This window comes from Pseudomaricurvus sp. HS19 (genome assembly GCF_009857815.1).
Lineage (GTDB): Bacteria > Pseudomonadota > Gammaproteobacteria > Pseudomonadales > Cellvibrionaceae > Pseudomaricurvus.
Genome location: NZ_WVVW01000011.1, coordinates 250664 through 270934 on the forward strand (window position 1 = coordinate 250664; position 20271 = coordinate 270934).

The 20271-nt window shown below is 51.1% G+C and carries 13 protein-coding genes and 1 pseudogene; 6 read left to right on the forward strand and 8 right to left on the reverse strand.

Annotated elements, in window-relative coordinates:
* Nucleotides 1-19: 19 nt before the first annotated feature.
* Together rsxA and metG are read right to left on the reverse strand one after the other, a co-directional pair.
* Nucleotides 20-595, reverse strand: coding sequence for an electron transport complex subunit RsxA (gene rsxA, locus GSF27_RS15265; protein ID WP_160970686.1), 576 nt, complete (start codon nucleotides 593-595; stop codon nucleotides 20-22).
* A 380-nt stretch (nucleotides 596-975) separates the two neighbouring features.
* Nucleotides 976-3021, reverse strand: coding sequence for a methionine--tRNA ligase (gene metG, locus GSF27_RS15270; protein WP_160970687.1), 2046 nt, complete (start codon nucleotides 3019-3021; stop codon nucleotides 976-978).
* Between the two features lie 209 nt (nucleotides 3022-3230).
* Between metG and apbC the strand changes: the two genes are divergently transcribed.
* The 5 genes from apbC to GSF27_RS15295 all read left to right on the forward strand — a co-directional run bounded on the left by apbC (nucleotide 3231) and on the right by GSF27_RS15295 (nucleotide 7524).
* The gene (gene apbC, locus GSF27_RS15275; RefSeq protein WP_160970688.1) at nucleotides 3231-4328 is read left to right on the forward strand and encodes an iron-sulfur cluster carrier protein ApbC; all 1098 of its coding nucleotides are present in this window, start codon (nucleotides 3231-3233) and stop codon (nucleotides 4326-4328) included.
* Between the two features lie 131 nt (nucleotides 4329-4459).
* Nucleotides 4460-5029, forward strand: a complete 570-nt coding sequence (gene dcd / locus GSF27_RS15280; protein WP_160970689.1) for a dCTP deaminase — start codon at nucleotides 4460-4462, stop codon at nucleotides 5027-5029.
* Between the two features lie 194 nt (nucleotides 5030-5223).
* Nucleotides 5224-5607, forward strand: coding sequence for an EthD domain-containing protein (locus GSF27_RS15285; protein ID WP_160970690.1), 384 nt, complete (start codon nucleotides 5224-5226; stop codon nucleotides 5605-5607).
* Between the two features lie 30 nt (nucleotides 5608-5637).
* On the forward strand, nucleotides 5638-6249 hold the full coding sequence (locus GSF27_RS15290) for a glutathione S-transferase family protein (RefSeq protein ID WP_160970691.1): 612 nt from the start codon (nucleotides 5638-5640) through the stop codon (nucleotides 6247-6249).
* Nucleotides 6250-6336: 87 nt separating this feature from the next.
* Nucleotides 6337-7524, forward strand: coding sequence for an NAD(P)/FAD-dependent oxidoreductase (locus GSF27_RS15295; protein ID WP_160970692.1), 1188 nt, complete (start codon nucleotides 6337-6339; stop codon nucleotides 7522-7524).
* Between the two features lie 568 nt (nucleotides 7525-8092).
* Here GSF27_RS15295 and GSF27_RS15300 read toward each other — a convergent pair.
* The 4 genes and pseudogenes from GSF27_RS15300 to GSF27_RS15315 form a co-directional block, all read right to left on the reverse strand.
* Nucleotides 8093-9141 (reverse strand): annotated as a pseudogene (locus GSF27_RS15300) (IS5 family transposase).
* Between the two features lie 419 nt (nucleotides 9142-9560).
* Complete coding sequence (locus tag GSF27_RS15305) at nucleotides 9561-10175, reverse strand: hypothetical protein (protein WP_202410475.1); 615 nt, start codon at nucleotides 10173-10175, stop codon at nucleotides 9561-9563.
* Complete coding sequence (locus GSF27_RS15310; RefSeq protein WP_160970693.1) at nucleotides 10144-16587, reverse strand: ATP-binding protein; 6444 nt, start codon at nucleotides 16585-16587, stop codon at nucleotides 10144-10146. Before GSF27_RS15310 ends, GSF27_RS15305 begins: the two co-directional genes overlap by 32 nt.
* A gap of 201 nt (nucleotides 16588-16788) precedes the next feature.
* Nucleotides 16789-17139 carry a helix-turn-helix domain-containing protein gene (locus GSF27_RS15315; RefSeq protein WP_160970694.1) on the reverse strand — a complete coding sequence of 117 codons (351 nt, stop codon included), beginning with the start codon at nucleotides 17137-17139 and terminating at the stop codon, nucleotides 16789-16791.
* 41 nt (nucleotides 17140-17180) lie between these two features.
* Here GSF27_RS15315 and GSF27_RS15320 point away from each other — a divergent pair, with 41 nt between their 5' ends.
* A complete protein-coding gene (locus GSF27_RS15320; RefSeq protein WP_160970695.1) occupies nucleotides 17181-17729 on the forward strand; it encodes a hypothetical protein in 549 nt (182 codons plus the stop codon).
* 224 nt (nucleotides 17730-17953) lie between these two features.
* Here GSF27_RS15320 and GSF27_RS15325 read toward each other — a convergent pair whose 3' ends face one another.
* Complete coding sequence (locus GSF27_RS15325) at nucleotides 17954-18604, reverse strand: carboxymuconolactone decarboxylase family protein (protein ID WP_160970696.1); 651 nt, start codon at nucleotides 18602-18604, stop codon at nucleotides 17954-17956.
* Between the two features lie 102 nt (nucleotides 18605-18706).
* Nucleotides 18707-19924, reverse strand: a complete 1218-nt coding sequence (gene lhgO / locus GSF27_RS15330; protein WP_160970697.1) for an L-2-hydroxyglutarate oxidase — start codon at nucleotides 19922-19924, stop codon at nucleotides 18707-18709.
* Between the last annotated feature and the right edge of the window lie 347 nt (nucleotides 19925-20271).

The window sequence follows — 20271 nt, forward strand, 5'->3', positions numbered from 1 at the left end:
TGGTGTCACTCAACCTTGTTTACACCAGGCCACTGAAGCCCATAAAGGCCAGTGACATCAGGCCTGCCGTAATCATGCCGATGGCAGCGCCCTTGAATGGAACCGGTACATCCGCGACTGCCAGGCGCTCACGCATGGCCGAGAAGAGGATCAGTACCAGGGAGAAACCCAGCGCCGCGCCGAATCCGTAAAGGGCGGAGTGGGTGAAGTTATGGGCCTTGGCGGTGTTCTGCAGCGCCACGCCCAGTACGGCGCAGTTGGTGGTAATCAGCGGCAGGAACACGCCCAGTACCCGGTAGAGCAGGGGGCTGGTCTTCTCGATAAACATCTTGGCGAACTGCACCACCACGGCGATCACCAGGATAAAGGCGATGGTTTTCAGGTACTCCAGCCCCAGCGGCTGCAGGATGTAGTTGTGCACCAGGTAGCTGCAGATGGAGGCCAGTGTCAGCACAAAGGTGGTGGCGCCGCCCATACCGATGGCGGTTTCCAGCTTGTTGGAGACGCCCATAAACGGGCACAGTCCAAGGAACTGGACCAACACGAAATTGTTGACCAGGATTGTGCTGATCAGAATCACCACAAAATCCGTCATAGGGACTCCAGAAACGATGAGGTTATAGCCTTACCATTTTAATGGGTAACGGGTGGGGCTATTAACGGTTTTTCAAATAAACAAAATCGACAAGGTTATTCCGTGGCGCCAAGTACAAACATTGCGGCCTATCTCGTTCGCGCTCTACGTCATTCCCGCGCACTCTCGTCATTCCCGCGCAGGCGGGAAACCATGGCCCTGGCTCTTGCGGCTGCTTGGATCCCCGCCTGCGCGGGGATGACGACATAACGGGGATGACGACATAACGGGGATGACGACATAACGGGGATGGCGACATAACGGCAAATGCGCTGGCTCCACCCGCTGCGGGTAACAGCTAATGTCGGGTGGCTACAGAGGCGTGTTTTTGCCGCCCTGCCTTACATCACCCTCTGACCCGGCTTGGCGCCTTCGTGTGGCTCCAGCAGGTAGATCTCTTTCTTGCCGGGGCCGGCGGCCAGCACCATGCCTTCTGACGTGCCGAACTTCATCTTGCGCGGTGCCAGGTTGGCCACCATCACCGTGAGCTTGCCGATCAGCTCTTCCGGTTGATAAGCAGACTTGATGCCAGAGAATACGTTGCGGGTCTCGCCACCCAGGTCCAGGGTTAGCTGCAGCAGTTTGTCTGCGCCTTCCACGTGCTGGGCGTCCTTGATCAGTGCGATGCGCAGGTCCACCTTGGCGAAGTCGTCAAAGCTGATCTCCGCGGCCAGTGGTTCCTTGGCCAGTTCGCTGTCGGCGGCTGGGGCGGCAGCGGGCTGCTGGGCTGCGAGCGCTTCTTTACCGGCTTCAATCATGGCGTCCACCTTCTCTTTCTCGACGCGGCTCAGCAGTGGCTTGAACTGACCGATGGCCTCACCGCCGCGGAAGGCGATAGGGGCGGTCCAGCTCAGGCTCTCCTGCAGGAAGGCCTCGGCGTCGGCTGCCACCTGTGGCAGTACCGGCTTCAGCCAGGTCATCAGGGCGCGGAACATGTTCAGGCCCAGGGTGCAGACATCCAGCACCTGCTGTTCGGTGCCTTCCTGCTTGGCCAGTGCCCATGGTGCCTGCGCGGCAATGTATTCGTTGGCGGCGTCCGCCAGTGCCATCACTTCACGCATAGCCTTGCCGAATTCGCGGTTCTCGAAGCAGTTGGCAATCACCTGGTCGGCTTCCACGAACTGCTGCCACAGCGCTTCGTCGGCGATGGTGGTGGAGAGGTTGCCACCGCTCTTCTGTACAAACTTGGCGGTGCGGCTGGCGATGTTCACCACCTTGCCCACCAGGTCGCTGTTCACCCGCTGGATAAAGTCTTCCAGGTTCAGGTCCAGGTCGTCGACGCTGGCCGACAGCTTGGCGGCGAAGTAATAGCGCAGGTACTCGGGGTTGAGGTGATCCAGGTAGCTGCGGGCGTTGATAAAGGTGCCGCGGGACTTGGACATCTTCTTGCCATTGACCGTCAGGAAACCGTGCACGCATACCTTGGTGGGGGTGCGGAACTGGGCGGAGCTGAGCATGGCGGGCCAGAACAGGGCGTGGAAGTTGACGATGTCCTTGCCGATAAAGTGGTACACCTCGGCGCTGGAGTCCGGTTTCCAGTAGTCGTGGAAGGTGGCGGCGACGTCCACACCTTCCTGCTTGGACAGGTAGTTCTTGAACGAGGCCAGGTAGCCGATGGGCGCGTCCAGCCAGACGTAGAAGAACTTGCCGGGTGCGCCGGGGATCTCGAAGCCGAAGTAGGGGGCATCGCGGGAGATGTCCCACTCCTGCAGGCCGCTGTCCAGCCACTCCGCCAGTTTGTTGGCCACTTCGTCCTGCAGGTGACCGGCACGGGTCCACTCTTTCAGGAAGCTTTCAAATTCGGGCAGTTTGAAGAAGAAGTGCTCGGACTCCTTCTCCACCGGGGTGGCTCCGGAGATCACCGACTTGGGGTTGATCAGCTCGGTGGGGGAGTAGGTGGCGCCACAGGCTTCGCAGTTGTCGCCGTACTGGTCGTCGGTCTTGCACTTGGGGCAGGTGCCCTTGATGTAGCGGTCCGCCAGGAACAGCTCTTTCTCCGGGTCGTAGGCCTGGGTGATCTTGCGGCTGGCGATATGGCCGTTGGCCTTCAGCTTTTCATAGATGTAGGCGGACAGCTCCCGGTTCTCCTCCGAGTGGGTGGAGTGGTAGTTGTCGAAGGCAATGTGGAAGTCGGCGAAGTCTTGCTCGTGCTCGGCTTTCACATTGGCAATCTGTTGCTCTGGCGTCAGCCCCAGCTGCTCGGCCTTGAGCATGATGGCGGTGCCGTGGGCATCGTCGGCGCAGACGTAAGTGCACTCGTGACCGCGCATCTTCTGAAAGCGCACCCAGATATCGGTCTGAATGTACTCCACCAGGTGGCCCAGGTGGATGGAGCCGTTGGCGTAGGGCAGGGCGCTGGTTACCAGGATTTTGCGACGTTCGGTCATGGCGTTGGCTATCTCACTGACGATGTACGTGGGTGGGGCAGGGCGGTATTCACGAGTGTTTCGCGTATAATGCCGCTCCAGAATCCCCGGCAGGCGCCGGAGCTTGAGAGCAGGCCCCACAAAAAGCGCCGAACTATAGCATTGTTTCGGCCTGAAATCAGGGGGGTTGCCCCGTTTCAGGCCGTTATCAGGACCATTCAGGAGTCGTCATGTCATCCCCCTTGAGCCCCTTATTGCCCAACCAGATTGAAGCCCGGCTGGAGTCACTGCCGGTTGCCGACAGCGGTTGGTTGCTGGGACAGATTGGTCGTATTGAGTCCGTTGCAGTGGAGACCGGCAAGGTCTCCGTGGCGCTGGAGCTGGCGGTGCCGGCCGATAGCCTGGAGCAGTCCCTGAGCGACGCGGTATGGGAAGCCCTGCGCGGACTGCCCGGCGTGGAGAGCGTCAGCGTTGACATCGGCTGGCAGTCCCCCGAAGGCGCGGTGGCGGACGAGTCCCAGCGTATCCCCAATGTGCGCAATATTATTGCGGTGGCCTCGGGCAAGGGCGGCGTGGGCAAGTCCACCACCGCGGTGAACCTGGCGCTGGCGCTGCAGGCCGAAGGGGCGAAGGTGGGTATCCTGGATGCGGATATCTATGGTCCCAGCATTCCCGCCATGCTGGGAGTGGGTGAGCAGCGTCCGGAAGTGGTGGAGCAGAAGGCCATGAGGCCCAATATCGGTCATGGCATCGCCTCCATGTCCATGGGGTACCTGGTGACCGAGCAGACACCTCTGGCGTGGCGCGGCCCCATGGCCAGCGGCGCGCTGCTGCAGATGCTGCAGCAGACCCTGTGGCCCGAACTGGACTACCTGATTATCGACATGCCCCCCGGCACCGGCGATATCCAGCTGACCCTGTCACAAAAAGTCCCGGTGACCGGTGCCGTGATCGTCACCACCCCGCAGGACATCGCCCTGCTGGATGCCAAAAAAGGGGTGGAGATGTTCCACAAGGTGCACGTGCCGGTACTGGGGGTGGTGGAGAACATGGCTACCCATATCTGCAGCAACTGCGGCCACGAGGAGCATATCTTCGGCGAGGGCGGCGGTGAGCAGCTGGCAAGCCAGTATGGTACCCGTCTGCTGGGCTCCCTGCCCCTGAGCCTGTCAATCCGCCAGCAGGCTGATGGTGGCTGTCCCACCGTGGCTGCGGATGCGGAGTCCGCCGAGGCACAGACCTATCGCCAGATCGCCCTGCAGGTGGCGGCCGCGCTGGCAGTGAGTGTCAGCCAGACCCAGGCGCCGGTGATCGAAATCAGCGACTGATTCAGGCCGTCGCACAGTGGTGGCCAGCGGTCGCCACTGGCTTTGCCTGCGCAGGGCAAAGCCAGTATGATTTCGCCCTTTCGTCCGATTGAATTCCCGATACTTACTTCTTCAGCACAGGTTAGCCATCTATGAGCATCAAGTCCGACAAGTGGATCCGCCGCATGGCCGAGAACGAAGGCATGATCGAGCCCTTCGAGGCTGGCCAGATCCGTTACAACGCCGCGGGCGAGAAGCTGGTCTCCTATGGGACTTCAAGCTACGGCTACGACGTGCGCTGTGCCAACGAATTCAAGATCTTTACCAACGTCCACTCCACCATCGTCGACCCCAAGCATTTTGACGAAAACAGCTTTGTGGATATCCAGGAAGACGTGTGCATTATCCCGCCCAACTCTTTCGCCCTGGCCCGTACCGTGGAGTACTTCCGTATTCCCCGCAGTGTCCTGACCGTGTGTTTGGGCAAATCCACCTACGCCCGCTGCGGCATTATCGTCAACGTGACGCCGCTGGAGCCGGAGTGGGAAGGGCACGTAACCCTGGAATTCTCCAACACCACGCCGCTGCCGGCGAAAATCTACGCCAACGAGGGCGTGGCGCAGATGCTGTTCTACGAATCCGACGAGATCTGCGAGACCTCCTACAAGGATCGCGGCGGTAAGTATCAGGGCCAGCGCGGTGTGACCCTGCCCAAGACCTGATTACACAGACCAGTTCCAAAGGGCCGGTGAATACCGGCCCTTTTTATTTATGGCGCTGTTGCCCCGGGGGGCATGGGTTCATTTCTGGCCTGTCGGCTGGCGGTTTTCACGCATCAACTCTGCTGGCAACAGTTGGGCCCGGGGGCTACTCTCTTTGATTCCGATGTACGCATTCACTCAGGGAGAGAACAATAATGCTAAAGATCCTCTGCTTTTTTAAACGCCGCCCCGGCATGACCCGCGCTGAATTCCGCGCTTACTACGAAGCCAATCACGCCCCGCTGATCGAGAAGATGATCCCCTTCTACATCTCCTACAAGCGCAATTTTGTGGAAGATGTGCAGGACTACAAGCCGGCCCATATCACCAATAACACCGACGACTCTGACGAATTTGATGTGATGACCGAGCTCACCTTCTCCAGCCGGGATATGCTGGACAAGATGATGCACACGCTCTCCAATCCGGAGGTGGGTGATGTTATCGCCGCTGACGAGGCCAACCTGTTTGATCGCGACTCGGTAACCATCCTGATTGTGGACGAAGTCTCTTCACCGGAGCTTGCCCACAATGCCTGAAGATCAGGCTGTCTGGGGAGGGCCGTCATCATGCAGCTGATCGGTGTCCTCAAATCCCCCTATGTGCGTCGTACCGCCATCTCGCTGCAGATGCTGGGGGTGGCGTTTGAGCATCGCTCACTCTCTACGTTCGACAACGAGGACGAGTACCGTGCGATAAATCCCGCCCTGAAGGCGCCAACCCTGGTGTGCGACGACGGCACGGTGATGCTGGACTCGTCACTGATCCTGCAGTATGCCGAGGCGGCGCTCAGTCTCCGCTCCCTGTGGCCTGATAACCCTGCAGGGTTGCAGCGCGACTTCGCACTGGTGAGTATGGCTATGGCCGCCTGTGACAAGGCGGTGCAGTACATCTACGAGGTCTATCGCCGGCCCGAATCCGCTCAACTGGACAGCTGGCGCGAGCGGGTGGTGCAGCAGAGTCAAGGGGCGTTTACCGAGCTGGAGCGTCAGCTGCAACAAAACCCGCAGGCAGTTGCCAGCGACGAGTGTCAGTTGAGCGTCACCGCGGCGGTAGTCTGGCAGTTTGTTTGGGAGTACGCCGGCGAGCTGTTGCAGCCCTTGCAATGCCCGGGGCTGGAGGCGTTGTCCCGGCGGATGGAGTCGCACCCGGTCTTCCGGCAATTTTCGCTGTCGCCCTGATTGCGTCGGTGCAGGGAGCAGGGCGGCTGGTTTACAATGCGCGGCTGTTAGCCTTCTGATGCTCCTTGCTGCTGAGTCCTGTTGCGTATGTCCCGATCCACAGATGTTGATGTATTGATTATTGGCGCTGGCGCCGCCGGCCTGATGTGTGCCATTACCGCCGGGCAGCGGGGGCGCAATGTGCTGGTGGTGGATCACGCCAACAAGGTGGGCAAGAAGATCCTCATGTCCGGCGGCGGTCGCTGCAACTTCACCAATATGTATGTGGAACCGTCCAACTACCTCAGCGATAACAAACACTTCTGCAAGTCGGCCCTGGCCCGCTATACCCCGTGGGATTTTATCGGGCTGGTGGCCGGCCATCAGGTGCCTTACCACGAGAAAAAACTGGGCCAGCTGTTCTGCGACAATAAATCCAGTGACATTCTGGAGATGCTGTTGAGTGAGTGTGACAGCGCCGGTGTGCGCATTCAAACCCACTGCGAAGTCAGCTCGGTCAGCGCGCTGAATCCAGATTTCACGGTTGAGACGTCCATGGGAACTGTTCAGGCGCAGTCGCTGGTGGTGGCTACCGGCGGCCTCTCTATCCCCACCATGGGGGCCACTGGTTTGGGTTACGAACTGGCGGAGCAATTTGGCCTCAAGGTACTGCCGCGCCGCGCCGGGTTGGTGCCATTTACGCTATCGAAAGAGCAACTGGAGCCGTTCAAACCCTTGGTGGGCAACTCGGCAGAGGTGCGCATCCACTGCGGCAATACCAGCTTTTTTGAAAACCTGCTGTTTACCCACCGGGGTTTAAGCGGTCCGGCAGTGTTGCAGATCTCCTCTTACTGGTTGCCGGGGCAGACTATCGCTATTGACTGGAGCCCGACACAAAATCTGCAAGAGCTGTTGCAGCAAGCCAAAGCGGAACGTTCCAAAGCGGAGTTGAAAACCGTATTGGCGGGGCTGCACACCAAAGCCTGGGCGCAGGTGTTCTGTGATCATTGGCTGGGCAGCAAACCAATGAATCAATACAGTGACGCCGACATTGCCGCTATTGCCGACCGCTTGCATCGCTGGGAGATCATGCCCGCCGGTACGGAAGGCTATCGCACGGCTGAGGTGACACTGGGTGGTGTTGATACCAACGAGCTCTCTTCCAAAAGCATGGAAGCGAAGAAGCAACCAGGTCTCTACTTTATTGGCGAGGTGGTGGATGTGACCGGCTGGCTCGGCGGTTTCAACTTCCAGTGGGCCTGGGCCTGTGGTTATGCTGCCGGGGAAGTGGTGTAGCATGTTCCGAAGGAATTAGTTTGTTCACTATCGGAATTGTTTGTTCACTTTTGACAGATAAATCAACAAAAAATCTATTTTTTAGGAAAAGTGAACAGTTTTAAGCTGGTTCTTTGTGTCTGGCTGGGTATGAATGAAAGTTCCAGCCAGCGAGGGATGCTAATGCAGGGGAAAGGTCAACTCCTTATGGATATTGTATACCGCTTTATGGCTGTGCCCGTGATGACGGTGTAGCACCCTATGAAGTTATTAGCAGAGCCTCTTTCAAGCAATTCAAAATATCAAAAACCATCTACTGATTAACAGCTGAAAACTCTTCCTTTAGGGTTTATCAGCATATAAGTTTCGATAAGTTTTTTGTCATTTGAGGCAATCCCGTCAGCCATACATGCTAGCAGGCTGTTGAAAAAACACAGTCTGCCTGTAAATTCTTAACGGTAAATACAATCCACCTTGAGATGAAGATATCTTTTTTCTGACTGCTTCAAACCATGGGCTGTGTTCAATTTTATATGTTGAACATGTTGGCGGTTTTGTCTGGCTAAAACTGAATCTTTCAGACCCAGATTCAGGCCAATAGCCCCTTTAGCCGGGTTACGTTGTACGCGGCTGCCGTAAATCGGAATATCCAGGCGGTCTTTGCCCGACCTACATGGCGTAATTTGCGCATCAGGCCAAATTCCTTCATCCAACCAAAGCATTCTTCGATGCGCTTTCGTTTTAGCTGGCTGATTCGATAACCCCAGGTTTTGGTCGTCCTGCCATCAATCACACTGCCAACCGACTTCTGGGCAACGTGTGGAGTAATGGACAGGCCACGCAGCCATCGACAAATTCACCGGTATCGTAACCTTTGTCTGCACCTACGGTCATTCCCGGGCGCGAACCCTGAGCGGCCAGCATGGTCGTACCGGCATCCCACTCCTGCCGTGTACCGGCTTCTGTAACTTCAGCCTCAACAATCAGACCGTTGCGATTCTCGGTCAATAAATGCCCCATGTGGCACAGACGGGATTCCTTGCCTGCGCTCTTTCTATACAGCTTGGCGTCACCATCGGTTGTAGAAGCATGGGTTTTATTACTGCGCTTTTGTCCGTGGAAGTTCTCGCCGTCGTCATCGTCTGAACTATCCTTGGGCTTAAAGGACTTCATCGATGCACAAGCTTCCAGCAAGGTGCCGTCTACAGAAAAGTGATCACGGGACATCAGTTTTTTGGCATATGCCTGCTTTTTGATGGCGTCGAAAAACAGCTCATCAATATTACCCCGCATCAAGCGATCCCGGTTCTTGGAAAATACCGAGTGATTCCAGACGCGATCATCCATCCCCAAGCCCACAAACCAGCGAAACATCAGATCGTAGTCCAGTCGTTCCACCAGCTGCCGCTCTGATCGAATGGTGAAGAAGATTTGGAGCAGCATGGATCGAATCAGTTGTTCTGGCGGAATGGATGGCCTGCCAACTGAAGAGTACATCTCATCAAAAGCCGGCTCGATCTCTGCCAGAGCCGCATCGACGATCTTGCGTGCTTTGCGAATGGGGTGATTGTCTGGAATACGGGATTCCAGACTGACATAACTGAAAAGTGCACCCTGATTTACTGAGTCGCCGCGCATGGATCATCACCCGAGATAAGATGCTGGTATTGTCTCATTTTTGGGGTTTTTCAACAGCCTGCTAGATAGTGCGGACACATATCATGTAGAGGAGGGTGTGAAACGTAACAGTTCGGTAAATACAATAACAAGCGACCGAGCTCGGTCATAGGCAGAGTAGAAACCTTCCCCCAGCTCAGCGACTAAAGGCAGGCTCTAAACGCACGGTTAAAAATGGGGGGATTACCCTTCCAATCCAGCCCCAGTATGAATTTTATTACCATTCTAGCTAAAACTGATGTGTCCAATCTGTTTTGAGGCATTCGGATCGGAGAGGATCTTTACCGCTACCCATATGTGATGATCATTATATGTTAAGGCACCTGGCATTTGACCAATTACCCTCAAAACTCTCAACCAACATGAAGAATCATATCGGCTTATTTGTTCAGCGGTTTAAGTTCATTTTTTAGAGTATTCAACTTTTCACATAACCCATCTATAAATTCACACACACTATCTGTCGCTTGCTCAACTTCTGTTTCATCTGTAAAAGAATCGGATTCAGACCTGAACTTCAACTCTTCTTCAGCCCAGGAGGTTAAAAAGTCATATAGTTCCTGCTCTTCATCGGACAATACAGAGGGAGGTACCTTTTTATCTTTAAACGATTTTAGTGAAATAAATTCAATAAAATGCAATGCCCTATATAAGTCGACGAGCATTGAAAAACTGTCTGCTGCAAGCGATTCATATTTACCAAGCCTATTTCTCTCCCATACATTTGCTTCGGGAGAGAGTATGCTCAACGAGTCGATAATACCTCTGAATCTGGCCAATGGATAAGCATCCGGTTGTAAAGAGGTTCTGTGTTTCCACACTTTCAGAATTAATTCGACCACTTCCTTCTGATACTCTTCTTTCTTTTGAAGGTCGCTCTCATTTTCAGCTCGATCCATCACTTCTGCTAAATGATGAGACATCCATTTTCCGAGAGTGTCGCAGCTATCTGAAAAGCCCAGCTCAGTCGCCAGATGGTGACCAAGTACCAACACATCCTTCAGTGGTAACGATTTCTCCAGTTCTTCTGAAAAGATAGAGTCTTGCGTACCTCGCTTCTTTTTTGGACTCTTCGTCATACTCTGTAATTCCATCTTTACTTGCTCTTCGTGTTATTTCAACTTCAAGAATCAGATCTAAATCAACTTCACTCAGATACTTTTCTAAGTAATGTGAGGATATCTTCAGGCGGTGCCCGCCGGAAACAACATCATCACCATGTATGTATTCCCTCTGTCTGGAATCGTCTCTGACATCACCCCATGCTTCATAATGAAATACGTTGTCTCCATTAGATGAATTAACCCAACTTACCGGATAGCTATCGGACCGGCATAAGTCCAGCACTTCAACAACATTTTCAGACGGCGTAGTTTCAATCAAACGAACACCATAATTAAACACATCATTTTGATCTAAACGCGCATCACCGGAGTGTTCACTGAGCCAACCACGTAGTACAAATGGGCCATCACCTATCTCAAACTCATGACCAGCCGGTGGCAAACGGTAATCATGGGAATCATCGGACGTTTGAAGCGCTCTAATCAATGATAGCCCTGTATCAGGGCTAACAAGAGAGGAAGATATTCTTACACTACAGCGATGCTTGCTCGTTCGAATATCATGATAAGAGTCCACAACCAGATTGCCGTCATCGGAGGACAGACCAAGCTCCAGGTCAAAATCATCAACACCAATTGTTGCCACCCAATCCTCTGCCTCGACAGTAGGTGGTTTGTGAAAGCGTAATTCAAGCGGCGTCGGACAACGAAGATCACTCGACCAGTGCGGTGGTTGAGTTAGCCCCTCTAGTCTTAAAAATCCGCTTAACGTTCCATAGTCGTCGTCATCATATTTAGGCTCTGCTAATGCTTTTTCTGTCATTAGAGAGCCGAGGCTACACCACATAGCATGCCATTCCAGATAATAACTATGGCGCTCTATTGTCGGCGTGGAGCCATGACTATGGCTATATAAGGTGTAATTAGCTCTTTCTAACTTATGTTTCCTTGGTTCATTTTGCCATGCTGTTAAATCCGAGCTATTCTCCCATCGCTCAATAATCCAGGCTTCCGCCTCATCAAGAAACATTTCTTCATCTACGCCAGCAAAGCATTCTATTGCGCCAGGATACACATACCTGAGGGTATCTAATGAATCAAAACTAAATCTTCTCTCTTTGCCCCCTTCGCGAAATCCTCCACGAGAAACTCTACGCTTCGGTTTTTCTGAAACTAGGTCAGAGGTATTAATCCTATGTGCAGCTGCAATTTCTTGTTCACTGAAATCCACGAAATTACCCGAAATGAGTTTCATTAGACAAGATTTAGCGAAATGACGCATCAATACGTGCGGAAACTCTTGGTCGGTTGCAATATCCAACAGCCAACTCGCAATACGTACAACGGCCTCTGGCGTTTCGGATGCAATTCGATCAAATGTAACGATGAGCCAAAGACGTGCTGATAGCCAATAAAAAGGCACATTATCTTCACGGTAGCCCGGCATAGATTTACGGTCATATAAAGCTGTCAACGCGACTATTGTATTAAAATCACCCACCCTGGCAGATGCTCTAATACTATGAGCTGCTCTCCATCTCACCCTAGTATCTACATCACCCAAAAATGAATAGAGTTGACATGCCAGCGCTGATTCAACCAAGAAATCAGAATCAGTTGCTTTTGTTGGAATTTTTAGGCGCGTGCTCAACCGATTGATGTATCGAGTGGTAACATCTGCTATTTGTTCATCGCTGCAATAATCAGCCAGCAGTCTGATCACCGAATATATCTTGGTTAGCGGCAAGGAATCAGAATTTTTTTCCAAGCCATCTAGCAGCAAACTAACCGCTTCTTCTCTATTTAAATGTAGGCTATCAATTGCGTCTTTGAGCATCCCCCTGTCGTAGCCATAATCTTCATTGTATGAAAATTCGCCCAAGTGATTAGCAATCAGACTTGGTAAGTTTTCCTCCCTCCAGGAAGATATGGCATGAGACGATCCTACCCAAAGGTTAATGCAATCAGTTAACGTTTTAGCCCATGTATAACCGACATCATCAATTACTCGATCATCAGCAAGAAGATTCAGAAAAGTAATACGATCCTTTGATTCAAAACTCCTGCTGACTGAAATCAGGATTTCATCCGCTCCGATATAAAGCTCCTTACTTCTAGCCTCCTCTTTCTTAGCTTTTATCGAATCCACAAAATCGGCAGGTGATTCAAAGGAAATTTCTACAAGACTTATACCGTCAAGAAACTCCTCTTCTGTTTCCTCCCTAGCTCTAGGGTCAAGCTTATCGCTATCAACATCGGCCTTAATGACTTCTCTTTTTTGTTCCTTAAACTGAATGAGTTGATTCAGCGCCGAATGCCAATATCCACTATCATCGTTATACGGGATTATCTGATTTAGCGCCTGACATACTTTGGAACTACCATTCTTGTTGAACCGTAATAGCTCAGCTCTAGCGACTTCTTCTATTAGCTGCCTAGAACTTTTAGAGTTTGCAGCCGATGCCAGCTTGTTAAGAAACTCACCACTCATATCATCACAAAAATTAAGCAGCGATGCTGCCTGCGAAGAGCTTATAGTTGCTTCTGATAAACCCGTTGACATCAATGCTGGAAGGGTTTTATTAGCTAAAACTAAATCGCAATCTTCCCAATACCCGATTAGGCTTATGGCTTTAGCCATATCCAATATAGCAACAGCAGAAATCGCATCCCCCCAAGGGAAATGATCGTACCCCTCAAGAAGAGTACCGTACTCCGTTATTATCTCCGCCATCTGATTCGCTGTTTTTTGCGAAATTTCTGCCGAAAAGTGGTTTTTGGCGTTCTTTGATAACGTTGAAAATAGAGAGACGTCATGCATAGCATCGACATCAACGTCATTGGCGATATTGACTGCTATTTTGAATATTTCTCTAGCCTCATCCTTATCTACAAAGAGCAATATTCTGGACAAATCTAGAAGAATACTGATTTTCTCACTTGCCGCCGCCTTTATATCTTTGACCTCAACTGATCGTTGGTAAATATCTTTAACAACCAATAATCTCAACTCAGGTATTTTTATCAGCTTTGAAATAACCTTACGTTGACCAGAAGAATATATAGATGGCCAGTCTTTAAAACATGCCTTTGACAAAGTGAATACTGCATTCATATCAATATCAGGGATAACAGATAGATTTGCCACAGACAACGAAAGTCGGCTACATATAAACTCAAAGTAATGTTCTCTAGACATTCTCCAGGAATTTGTGAACAAAGATCCTAGTGCTGACTTAAATTTTTCCTCCGCATATTTCGGCAAAATATTGGATAGCAATATGTCTGCGCGGACAGCATAGACAGACATCAAATTTGACAGACTCTCTCTTATTTCCCTATGTTTTTCCGATTTTTTTTGTTCTTTTCTATTTTTTTCAGCCTCTTCAAGACCTTCAGGTATTGCTAAATCAATCCAATATGATTCTATTTTGACGTCGAGGCCACGATGACGCATCAACAAAGAGTAAGCCCTAAAAGCAACATCGTTTTTAAGAATGTCGTGTATGTAGATATTATCAACTAAGCGCCATTTATCTGGGCAAAGATATTCAAGGATTGCCTCAACAGGAGACAAATCCTTTCCATTGGCCGCCAGAATTTCACAGCCATTGAGTAGCATTTCCGCGTAGTTAGAACGGCCTGAAACTTCAGCGGTGTGCCGCTCTAACTCTTTTAGATCACAGTATTTCAGTATTCTTTTGTTGCATAATGACTTCTCAAGAGCCACACAATCAATTTCTTGACCGGAAAGTGCTAAAGGGATGCTAAATAGTGCTTGCCACGGCTCAGGGATACAGCCGCTATCCAGAAACTCTTGAATTGTTCCCGACTTTCCTGAAAGCAATAGGCGATCTATAAGTCTGAGCGCAACCTTGTAATGAATACTTCTTGGCTTCCAACCACAAATAAATTCATATGCAGCCTGCCAACCTTCCATATCCAATACTGAATGAGCAACAGCGGTAATATCCTCAAGCTTTATTGACCACCCCTTGATATGCGGGAACCGATAATCACTCTGTTCTGCTTCTTGTCGCTCAATATCCTCACGTCGACGATTCATCCATTCACGAAGAATACGTTTCTTTTCCCGGGCAGCAATAAAGTCTTTGTCAGCAGCTTCACGAGCAACTATATGCGACAAGAACCGGCCATGACTTTCATATGTCTTTGATGAAAAAAGTATATTTCTACCTACCGTATCGGACGCAAAATGGATAGCTAAATCTGGATTTTCATCAATAATCTTATCTACCGCGTCATCCGTTTTTATAGCTTCAACCCCAACCAACAAGGTAAATATCGCATCTGCTGGATCGCCTGCCGAACGGCATACTTTCATCGCAAGCTGTAAGCGCTGGCGCTGTACTTCTCGACGAATTATTTGGTCTTTTATAGCTAATGGTGCTTCATTTTCCTGAATGATTTCTATGATCTTTCGCCCCTGACCTGACGAAAATAGTGCTGAAGCCAGATGCATTGCAGAATATTCATCGCTCTTATGATGAGCAAAGAAATGCGCTGCTGAACGCTGATAAGCCTCTTGCAGCTTTGGTTCCGCTTTTTTTCGGACAAAGAACTCAACATCTTCATCAAGAAACCCAACTTTGTCGTCAAGAACACGCATACCGGGAAGATCAGAGACAATATCATTAACTCTCTCCTTCGATATTCCTACAACGCTAGCCAAATGATCCTTTGGAACTGGTGCAGGCAAGGCAACTAAGGACGAACAAACAAGGGACAAGGTATCAGAATCACCTTCTTTCAGTATCGCCTCTTCAAACCTGGCTTCAAAGATCTGATCTAAACCCTTACCATTTGGCCTTAAAAAAGCGATGGCTTTCTCAGGATCAGAACCCGCATAGTCGAATGCGTAGCTTTGCACCCGTGGATTCTTATTAGACAAGTTATGGAAATCCTCTACCCATGCTTCCGTTGCATTGGAATATTGGTGAGACACATTGAGTGCAGTTTCCTCAAGTGAGAAGTTAGAAATTTCTACTGAATTGTACTTGGCTGGGATAGATAACGAATCTAAGCGTCCAGTTCTCGCAGAAATCATCAGCCTTACATTACTAGGTAGATTGCCAACCTTGACTAGCTCATGAATAAAACTGGTTTCTTCTGGTTTACACTGTTTTGCACCGGTTACTGTATTGTCCGCTGCATCAATAACAATGACCAACAGTGCATCGCCTGATTGCGCCTTTAAAACATCACTTGCAGTTTCAATTCTTAAAGAAAAAGCTTTAACAAAGTCAATGGAAGAGTCTGGACTAATCAGGAGCGGTAAACGCAACCGAGCTGATGTTTCATTGATTATTTGCAAGTAGGCATCTTTGTCTCTATGTCGATAGGCCTCACTATCCATGTAAGTACCCGCACCATAACAGTCATAGGTAATCATGACTGAGCCGATGGGCAATAGATTTTCAATCTGTTTTAGTACGGTTGTCTTACCACTACCACCTTCTCCATGTAGGCAGATAAATTGATCACCATTAATCATGGCAGCTTGTATCGCTGTAGCTGCACTTCTGTTAACTGGGTTTTCAACTAGCTTGAGCCTTGGGGGACATGGGAACAGCGCACGAGGGTCAGATACATTCATCCAAGTCAGCACTGTTTCTTTAGTGATATAACTTCCTGTAGCCTCTGGCAGCATCAACTTATGAACACGATCTTTCAAATCCAGTACAAACCCGCGATCAGCACTTTGCGTTAAATTTAAGATTTCATTAATCGCGTTTTCTTCTTGCTCAAACCGAGAACCCGCACCACAGTCAGAGAAATCAAAAAGCCTAATAAATTTCTTGAAATCTCTTTTACTAAGGCCACTGGAGGCTCTCAACGCTTCATGTTTCTTGTTGCTGACATCGGAAAGTGATTTCTCAAGGTCTGCGCCAATAGGTCGATTACTGACTAGTTTGATTGTTAGCGCATCAGTACTGATCAGATCTGGCCTGGTTTTTAGTACGGCACTGAATGAATCAGCAAGCCCTTTGATAATGCTGTTATTTGAAGACTTCGACTTGGAGCTTGTCAATTCTGAAACAGTCCAGTTCTTTTCAGGCGTTGATGAGGAATACTTTAACTGCTCAATAACAATTTTTTCGGCTTGCTCTACTGTGTGGCCACCATAAAATAAACCGCAATCAACGGAATCCCATTCCGTTAACTCTTGCCCCTTTTTATCATCAAGATTTACACCTTCAACTGTTACAGCCGTTAAGGATGTATCTGGGGCTAGCAATCGTAAGGCTAAACGAAGAGCCCACCACTCATGAAAATCATCACCAGTATTGGAGGCTCTGGCACCTAAGAACTCAGCTTTCATACTTCTATATTTACCTTAGGAAGAATGAGCCACTGAAAAGAACAATACTCATCCATGAAACTCAAAAGATACTTATTTTAAAAGGTCACAGGGGCTTGTCTCTTTGCAATTACCAATGCAGCTATTGCAGCAGTGCCTATGCTCCGGGGCCCAATACCTAGATAGAAGCTATTGGGACTAATTACTTCCTGTGTGGGACGATTACTTCAGTAGAAGCGCTAATACTGCTCCAATTGCTGCCCCAGTGAGAAGGGCGTTAGTGTTGGAGTTGCTTTGTTTCGTTGTCATCAGGTCGATCGAGTTATCTTTATTGAATACTTGAGCGTTGGTTTCTGCGACTTTAATAATTTCACTTGGGGTTGTTTTCAGAGCGTCAGCTAATAGAAACAGCTGGTCCATAGTTATGGAGGCACTTCCCTTTTCGAGGCGCGAAAGTACGGGCTGCGAAAGACCTGCTGCTCTGGCAACGGTGGCTTGATCGAAGCCTAGTTCGTTTCTCCTTGTTTCAAGGATATACCCCACGATCCCATTGTAGGTAACAATCTGAGTCATTGTGCTTACTCCGCCTTTGGGTAGCTTAGTGTAGATTTTACTTGAATATTATTCTGAATGCGAATATTCTAAATACGAATAGTATTCGTTGTGAGGTTTGTATGACTTTGGTTTGTGTTAGAGAGCTATATAGGGAGAAGGCCTCAGGTCTTGTTGCCCATAATGGGCTTGAGTTGAATTATTGGAATGGTGATAAGGCGGTTTTTCATAATTCACCCGAGAGTGGGCCTGAAATCTGTAGCTATAGTGATTTCGCTGAAGGGCAGGATGTAACTGTCAAAGCAGAGCATTGGTCTGGTTTGAATGACATTTCTTTTAGGTTAAGAGAAGTACTGAGAGAGAATAAAAGCTACTGTCCGGCGAGCTTTAATTGTGAGCAGGCAGTGAGTCTTGTTGTGTATGGTGTGGCTAGTAGTCCTCAAGTGAAATCGACTGTAGCTGGTGCACTGTTGTTTGGTATTTCTGCGTATTTGCTGGGCGGAAATGGTAAGCAAATCTGTGCGGCGGTTACTGTCGGGGCTGGTCTTGGTTTAACTAAATCGAAGGCCGAGCAGCTTAGGCAGCCTGCTTCTCAAGTGTCGTTTGCTTGAATCTGGGGTTATTAGCGAATGTAAGGCGGATTTTACTAAAACCCCTTTAGTTTCAGCCGGTTAGGCGTGTTCTTAGCAAAGTGAACACTGTGATGCTTACTTTGGGTGAAAGTTGATCGAGGAGCCACATGAGGTTTGGCGAGGTATAGTGAACAAAGTAATTCCGTCAGAACAAGCAAAAAAAATCGCCACATGAGTGGCGATTTTTTTGTTGGTGTCGGGTGTTATTCCGCTCCCAATCCCTCTTTGCCGGGAGGAATCGGCAAGCGCAGGCTGTTCTGCAGGTAGGCGACGGTCTTGTACTGGCCGGCCATCAGCACCATCTCGATCAGCTGCTTCTCGTTATAGGTTTTTGCCAGCACGGACCAGGTCTCGTCGCTGATCATGGAGTTGAAATGAAGCTCTTCCATGGCGCGGATCAAGGCGCGCTCGTGATCACTCCAGCCTTCTGCATCAGAACCTTCTTTTACCCGTGCTACCTCTTCCGAAGTCACGCCATTACGCTTGGCAATCTTCACGTGGGCACCCCACTCAAACGGCGCCTGTGACAGCCAGCCGATACGCAGCACTGCCAGCTCGCGATCGCGGATGGAGATTTCGCCGTCGGATAAAAACTTGCCGCCGAAACCCATGTGCGCCAGATAGAGATTAGCGTGACGAATCAGGATCTCCAGCGACACCACGTCTTCGCGGGGTTTGCGCACGCCATCGACCACCACCATGCTGATATCGCTGAGGATTTGCTGCTGCTCGGCCGAGCGCTCTTCGGCGGGCAGGGGGGCGATGCGGGGTGGCTGACCGGTGATATAGGCCTCTCGGGCGGTGACATCGCCCGTGATGGGTTGGAATTCTGTGTGTGAGGGCTGATCGGCCATGGCGGTAACTCCTGAAACGGTTAACAGTGCTGTGAGCAGCATCATGGGACGGCATTTTAGCGTGACGGTCATGGGTTTGGGGGCTTTGAGTGTATGGTTTGGTTAAGTACTGCGAAAAGCGTTGGTCGCTTGTTGCTGCACAGTTTCCACAATGTGGCGGCCAATGGGTATGGCGGAGGTGGCGGCCGGTGACGGTGCATTACAGACATGCAGGCTGCGCGGTGTCTGTTTGAAGAGAAAATCCTGCACCATAGTGCCGTCCTGCAACACGGCCTGCGCGCGGATGCCGGCCGGATAGGGTTGCAGGTCGCCGACGGTCAGCGATGGGCAGTACTTGCGGGCCAGTTGCAGGTAACCGCGCTTGCTCAATGAATTGCGCAGCTCTGTCAGCCCAGAACGCCAATAGCGGGCCATCAATTTCCAGAAACCGGCAAAGCCCAGCATGCGCGCGGTATCGGCAGCGCTGAGATTAAAACGGCCATAGCCTTCCCGCTTCCAGCCCAGCACCGCATTGGGGCCAATGGTAATGCTGCCGTCGATCATGCGGGTCAGGTGCACCCCGAGGAAGGGTAACTCCGGATCGGGGATGGGGTAGATCAGGTGTCGGACCAACTGGTTTTTCTCCGCCGGCAGCTGATAGTACTCGCCGCGAAACGGAATGATCTGGAAATCCACCGGCAGCCCCTGCAGCTCCACCATGCGGTCGGCCTGCAGGCCGGCGCAGCAGACCAGAAACCCGGCCTGCACTGCGCCCTGGCTGGTGCCCAGGGTGATGCCATCGGGGCGCTCTGTAATGGCTGTGACGGTGGTGCTTAGTCGTACCTCGCCGCCGGCAGTACACAGCTCCTGCGCCATGGCTTCACACACCCGGGTGTAATCCACGATGCCGGTGGCCTTCACAAAGATGGCCCCAAGGCCGCTGACATGGGGCTCCCGCTGCTGCAATTGCGCCTTGTCCAATAGCTCGGCTGCGATCTGATTGTCGCCGCAGCGCGTATACAGGGCCTGCATACGTTCCAGCTCCAGTGGCGTGGTAGCCACCAGCAGCTTGCCGCATTCTTCATAGGGGATCTGGTGTTTGTTGCAGAACGTCTTGGTGGCGGCAGCCCCCTCGCGGCAGAAGCGGGCCTTGAGACTGCCTGGGGTGTAGTAGACACCGGCGTGGATCACACCGCTGTTGTGGCCGGTCTGGTGGCGGGCGAGGGAGGCTTCCTTTTCCAGTAGCAGGACCCGCTGATCGGGATAGGCCAGCTGCAGTTGCCAGGCCGTGGAGAGACCGACGATACCCCCGCCAATGACCGCCCAATCAAACCTTTCCAATGCTTTACTCCCGGGCCCGTGATCACAAGCGGCCAAGCCTAGCAGATCGGCAGCGGGTGACCAATTGGGGCTATTAATGCCGGCCTAATGCCGGAAACGAGGAAACCCGGAAACCGGTATTTCTGTAATAAGGAACAATGCCTTCTGTAATCTACTAAAGTACACTGTTGGCTGATTTGCTTCTGCTTATACTGCACGGGCAGCTGCTCCTACGCCGACATGGCATGCTCTTCGGGCAAGGTCTGCGGTTGTCCGGCGTGCTATACCCTTTTCGCAAGCTGGTTTATGCTTTGTTTGACGACTACGTTGTGAAAATCCGCACTTAATACAAGGACTTGTATTACTCG

Bases quoted from the DNA above. Each gene is read 5' to 3' on its own strand.
- metG (WP_160970687.1), bottom strand. From the start codon at position 3,021: ATGACCGAACGTCGCAAAATCCTGGTAACCAGCGCCCTGCCCTACGCC.
- GSF27_RS15310 (WP_160970693.1), bottom strand. From the start codon at position 16,587: ATGAAAGCTGAGTTCTTAGGTGCCAGAGCCTCCAATACTGGTGATGAT.
- GSF27_RS15290 (WP_160970691.1), top strand. From the start codon at position 5,638: ATGCAGCTGATCGGTGTCCTCAAATCCCCCTATGTGCGTCGTACCGCC.
- dcd (WP_160970689.1), top strand. From the start codon at position 4,460: ATGAGCATCAAGTCCGACAAGTGGATCCGCCGCATGGCCGAGAACGAA.
- rsxA (WP_160970686.1), bottom strand. From the start codon at position 595: ATGACGGATTTTGTGGTGATTCTGATCAGCACAATCCTGGTCAACAAT.
- GSF27_RS15325 (WP_160970696.1), bottom strand. From the start codon at position 18,604: ATGGCCGATCAGCCCTCACACACAGAATTCCAACCCATCACGGGCGAT.
- GSF27_RS15295 (WP_160970692.1), top strand. From the start codon at position 6,337: ATGTCCCGATCCACAGATGTTGATGTATTGATTATTGGCGCTGGCGCC.
- apbC (WP_160970688.1), top strand. From the start codon at position 3,231: ATGTCATCCCCCTTGAGCCCCTTATTGCCCAACCAGATTGAAGCCCGG.
- GSF27_RS15315 (WP_160970694.1), bottom strand. From the start codon at position 17,139: ATGACTCAGATTGTTACCTACAATGGGATCGTGGGGTATATCCTTGAA.
- GSF27_RS15285 (WP_160970690.1), top strand. From the start codon at position 5,224: ATGCTAAAGATCCTCTGCTTTTTTAAACGCCGCCCCGGCATGACCCGC.